Raw genomic sequence first — 5,650 nt, forward strand, 5'->3', positions numbered from 1 at the left:
TGTGATGTTTGAGAACTCGATAGTGTGCCAATGTATCTTGCCGGCAGGCGTGATCATCTTTGGGTGGTTGTGTTTGTTGGCTGGATAATTGTTTTTTTGATTCGTTTCCGGATCATTCATGGTCGTGGCGTGTGCCGGGGAGTGTAGGTCGCTTCCTTAATCGGCCACTGTGGGTGCCTGCGTTGTGTGGGTGTTTGTGGTGGTTGTTGACTGTGGTGGTTGGAACGGATGTTTTTGTGGTGTGTTTGTTTTTCCTCGTCGAATAACGCGCATCACGGGAGTGGATGTTTCATCTGCTTTATTTTTTTGGACAATCATTTTTGACATTGCCTGGTCTTTTGGTCGGGTGGTGTTGCTGGTTGTTTGTTTTGTCAGGTTTTGGGCTTTTCTTATTGCTTAAAAGCTTTTATGGAGAGTTTGATCCTGGCTCAGGACGAACGCTGGCGGCGTGCTTAACACATGCAAGTCGAACGATGAAGCGGTGCTTGCACCGTGGATTAGTGGCGAACGGGTGAGTAACACGTGGGTGATCTGCCCTGCACTTCGGGATAAGCCTGGGAAACTGGGTCTAATACCGGATATGACCGCATCGTTAGTGGGTGTGGTGGAAAGGTTTTTCCGGTGCAGGATGAGCCCGCGGCCTATCAGCTTGTTGGTGGGGTAATGGCCTACCAAGGCGTCGACGGGTAGCCGGCCTGAGAGGGTGTACGGCCACATTGGGACTGAGACACGGCCCAGACTCCTACGGGAGGCAGCAGTGGGGAATATTGCACAATGGGCGAAAGCCTGATGCAGCGACGCCGCGTGGGGGATGACGGCCTTCGGGTTGTAAACCCCTTTCGATCACGACGAAGCGAGAGTGACGGTAGTGATATAAGAAGCACCGGCTAACTACGTGCCAGCAGCCGCGGTAATACGTAGGGTGCGAGCGTTGTCCGGAATTACTGGGCGTAAAGAGCTCGTAGGTGGTTTGTCGCGTCGTCTGTGAAATCCCGGGGCTCAACTCCGGGCGTGCAGGCGATACGGGCATAACTTGAGTGCTGTAGGGGAGACTGGAATTCCTGGTGTAGCGGTGAAATGCGCAGATATCAGGAGGAACACCGATGGCGAAGGCAGGTCTCTGGGCAGTAACTGACGCTGAGGAGCGAAAGCATGGGGAGCAAACAGGATTAGATACCCTGGTAGTCCATGCCGTAAACGGTGGGCGCTAGGTGTGGGTCCCTTCCACGGGATCCGTGCCGTAGCTAACGCATTAAGCGCCCCGCCTGGGGAGTACGGCCGCAAGGCTAAAACTCAAAGGAATTGACGGGGGCCCGCACAAGCGGCGGAGCATGTGGATTAATTCGATGCAACGCGAAGAACCTTACCTGGGCTTGACATGTGCAGGATCGGCGCAGAGATGTGTCTTCCCTTGTGGCCTGCATGCAGGTGGTGCATGGTTGTCGTCAGCTCGTGTCGTGAGATGTTGGGTTAAGTCCCGCAACGAGCGCAACCCTTGTCTTATGTTGCCAGCACGTTATGGTGGGGACTCATGAGAGACTGCCGGGGTCAACTCGGAGGAAGGTGGGGATGACGTCAAATCATCATGCCCCTTATGTCCAGGGCTTCACACATGCTACAATGGTCGGTACAGTGGGTTGCGAAGCCGTGAGGTGGAGCCAATCCCTTAAAGCCGGTCTCAGTTCGGATTGGGGTCTGCAACTCGACCCCATGAAGTCGGAGTCGCTAGTAATCGCAGATCAGCAACGCTGCGGTGAATACGTTCCCGGGCCTTGTACACACCGCCCGTCACGTCATGAAAGTTGGTAACACCCGAAGCCAGTGGCCCAACCCTTGTGGGGGGAGCTGTCGAAGGTGGGATCGGCGATTGGGACGAAGTCGTAACAAGGTAGCCGTACCGGAAGGTGCGGCTGGATCACCTCCTTTCTAAGGAGCTTTTCTTTTCCATCCCTGCGTTTTGGCCTGTGTCACCGGTTGGTGGTGTGGGCTTGTGGGTGGTGGTTGGTTGGTTTGTGGCGGACGAGTGTTCCGCACGCCGGCCTTTTATTAATCGGGTGGAGACACGCCGGATTTGCGATGGTGGATGATCGTCGGAGATATTGAAGAATCGAAAAAACGTTTGTTGGTGCACTGTCGGGTGTCTGGGACATTATGTTCCTGGTGTTGCGGCCCATGTGGCTTGCCGGGCCTTGTTGGTTTGGTGGGTTCGTGTGGTTGGTGTTGTTGTCAGAACTGGATAGTGGACGCGAGTATCTTTATTTTTTGTTTCGTCGAGAATGTGACCATTTTTTGGTCGTTCTTAGTGTTTTGTGTGTTTTGTTTTTAAGGGCACACGGTGGATGCCTTGGCATACTGAGCCGATGAAGGACGTGGGAGGCTGCGTTAAGCCTCGGGGAGCTGTCAACCGAGCGTTGATCCGAGGATGTCCGAATGGGGAAACCCGGCCGTCGTTGTGGGCGGTCACCTGCCGGTGAATGAAATAGTCGGTGTGGAGGTAACGCGGGGAAGTGAAACATCTCAGTACCCGCAGGAAGAGAAAACAACAGTGATTCTGCTAGTAGTGGCGAACGAACGTGGATGAATGGCTAAACCGTATGCGTGTGATACCCGGCAGGGGTTGCGTGTGCGGTGTTGTGGGGCGATGACGTTGTGTGGTCTGCCGGCCATGCCTGATGAATGATTGTGTGTTAGCGGAAGTGGTTTGGAATGACCCGCCGTAGACGGTGAGAGTCCGGTACGTGAAAACACATGGTCTGTCAGTGTTGTCGATACCCCGAGTAGCAGCGGGCTCGTGGAATCTGCTGTGAATCAGCCGGGACCACCCGGTAAGCCTGAATACTCAGTGTGACCGATAGCGGAATAGTACCGTGAGGGAATGGTGAAAAGTACCCCGGGAGGGGAGTGAAATAGTACCTGAACCCGTGTGCCTACAATCCGTCAGAGCCTCCTTGTGGGGTGATGGCGTGCCTTTTGAAGAATGAGCCTGCGAGTCAGCGGCATGTCGCGAGGTTAACCCGTTTGTGGGGTAGCCGTAGCGAAAGCGAATCCTAACTAGGGTGTTGTTAGTGGCATGTCCTGGACCCGAAGCGGGGTGATCTACCCATGGCCAGTGTGAAGCGACGGTAAGACGTCGTGGAGGCGCGAACCCACTTAGGTTGAAAACTGAGGGGATGAGTTGTGGGTAGGGGTGAAAGGCCAATCAAACTCCGTGATAGCTGGTTCTCCCCGAAATGCATTTAGGTGCAGCGTTGCGTGTTTCTTGCCGGAGGTAGAGCTACTGGTTGGTTTAGCGGGACTACAATCTTAGCGACATCAGCCAAACTCCGAATGCCGGTAAGTGTAAGCGTGGCAGTGAGACTGCGGGGGATAAGCTTCGTAGTCGAGAGGGAAACAGCCCAGATCGCCGGCTAAGGCCCCTAAGCGTGTACTAAGTGGAAAAGGATGTGGGATCGCGAAGACAACCAGGAGGTTGGCTTAGAAGCAGCCATCCTTGAAAGAGTGCGTAATAGCTCACTGGTCGAGTGGTTCTGCGCCGACAATGTAGTGGGGCTCAAGTACACCGCCGAAGCCGCGGCAGCGACACCCTTTTGGGGTGTTGTTGGGTAGGGGAGCGTCGTGCATGGATTGAAGCTGCCGGGTGACTGTGTGGTGGACTGTGCGCGAGTGAGAATGCAGGCATGAGTAGCGAATGATGAGTGAGAAACTCATCCGCCGGATGACCAAGGGTTCCTGGGTCAAGCTAATCTTCCCAGGGTGAGTCGGGACCTAAGGCGAGGCCGACAGGCGTAGTCGATGGACAACGGGTTGATATTCCCGTACCCGTGCACATGCGCCCATGGTGAATCAGTGATACTAACCGCCCAGAAGCGTTTTACCACTTTCTTTGATTGTGGTGTTTCGTGGATGCGTGGGACCTGATCTGGTAGTAGCCAAGCGATGGGGTGACACAGATTGGTAGTCGAGCCACTTATTGGATTGTGGTGTAAGCGTGCAGCCCGAGGGATAGGTAAATCCGTTCCTCGTTACATGGGTGAGGCGTGATGCGTACCCTTTTTGGGGATGTCGATGATCCTGTGCTGTCGAGAAAAGCCTCTAGCGATGTGTGTGTGCGGCCCGTACCCCAAACCGACACAGGTGGTCAGGTAGAAAATACTAAGGCGATCGGGTTAACTGTGGTTAAGGAACTCGGCAAAATGCCCCCGTAACTTCGGGAGAAGGGGGGCCATGACGGGTCACCGGTCCTTGCGGCTGGTTGGCGTGTTGTGGCCGCAGAGAATAGAGGGAAGCGACTGTTTACTAAAAACACAGGTCCGTGCGAAGACGATAAGTCGATGTATACGGACTGACGCCTGCCCGGTGCTGGAAGGTTAAGAGGACCTGTTAGACCAACTTGTTGGTCGAAGCGGAGAATTTAAGCCCCAGTAAACGGCGGTGGTAACTATAACCATCCTAAGGTAGCGAAATTCCTTGTCGGGTAAGTTCCGACCTGCACGAATGGCGTAACGACTTCCCTGCTGTCTCAACCACAGGCCCGGCGAAATTGCAGTACGAGTAAAGATGCTCGTTACGCGCGGCAGGACGAAAAGACCCCGGGACCTTCACTATAGCTTGGTATTGATGCTCGGTTCGGTTTGTGTAGGATAGGTGGGAGACTGTGATCATGCGACGCCAGTTGTGTGTGAGTCGTTGTTGAAATACCACTCTGATCGAATTGGGTATCTGTTAACCTCGGCCCGTGATCCGGGCCAGGGACAGTGCCTGGTGGGTAGTTTAACTGGGGCGGTTGCCTCCCAAAGAGTAACGGAGGCGCCCAAAGGTTCCCTCAGCCTGGTTGGCAATCAGGTGTTGAGTGTAAGTGCACAAGGGAGCTTGACTGTGAGACTGACAGGTCGAGCAGGTACGAAAGTAGGGACTAGTGATCCGGCACCGGCTTGTGGAAGCGGTGTCGCTCAACGGATAAAAGGTACCCCGGGGATAACAGGCTGATCTTCCCCAAGAGTCCATATCGACGGGATGGTTTGGCACCTCGATGTCGGCTCGTCGCATCCTGGGGCTGGAGTAGGTCCCAAGGGTTGGGCTGTTCGCCCATTAAAGCGGCACGCGAGCTGGGTTTAGAACGTCGTGAGACAGTTCGGTCTCTATCCGCCGCGCGCGTTGAAACTTGAGAAAGGCTGTCCCTAGTACGAGAGGACCGGGACGGACGTACCTCTAGTGTGCCAGTTGTCACGCCCGTGGCATGGCTGGTTGGCTACGTACGGAAGGGATAACCGCTGAAAGCATCTAAGCGGGAAGCCCGTTTCAAGATAAGGTTTCGTTTGAGGTTCCCTATAGACTATGGGGTTGATAGGCCGGATCTGGAAGCACAGTAATGTGTGGAGGTGACCGGTACTAATATACCGAAACAAAACAACTGCAGACACAGAAACAAATTGATTTGTGTTGCTCGCGTCCACTAGCCAGTGTCTGGCACCAACACCAGCACAATGATTATTGTGTGTGACACCTTTTTGAGATGTGTCGGTGGTTTTAGCGGTGGGGAAACGCCCGGTCCCATTCCGAACCCGGAAGCTAAGCCCACCAGCGCCGATGGTACTGCATGCGGGAGCGTGTGGGAGAGTAGGACACCGCCGACACTACAACTTCAGATGAT

The 5,650-nt window shown here is 54.5% G+C and carries 3 rRNA genes; all 3 read left to right on the top strand.

The features are described from left to right. Positions 1-405: 405 nt before the first annotated feature. The 3 genes from JIM94_RS11230 (at position 406) to rrf (ending at position 5,633) form a co-directional block, all read left to right on the top strand. Positions 406-1,926, top strand: a 16S ribosomal RNA gene (locus JIM94_RS11230). Between the two features lie 386 nt (positions 1,927-2,312). Continuing rightward, positions 2,313-5,411, top strand: a 23S ribosomal RNA gene (locus JIM94_RS11235). 105 nt (positions 5,412-5,516) lie between these two features. Further along, positions 5,517-5,633 (top strand): 5S ribosomal RNA (rrf, locus tag JIM94_RS11240). Together the 16S, 23S and 5S rRNA genes form the textbook arrangement of a ribosomal RNA operon. Positions 5,634-5,650 lie beyond the last annotated feature (17 nt).

The sequence above is a fragment of the Corynebacterium pygosceleis genome (assembly GCF_016595275.2).
GTDB lineage: Bacteria > Actinomycetota > Actinomycetes > Mycobacteriales > Mycobacteriaceae > Corynebacterium > Corynebacterium pygosceleis.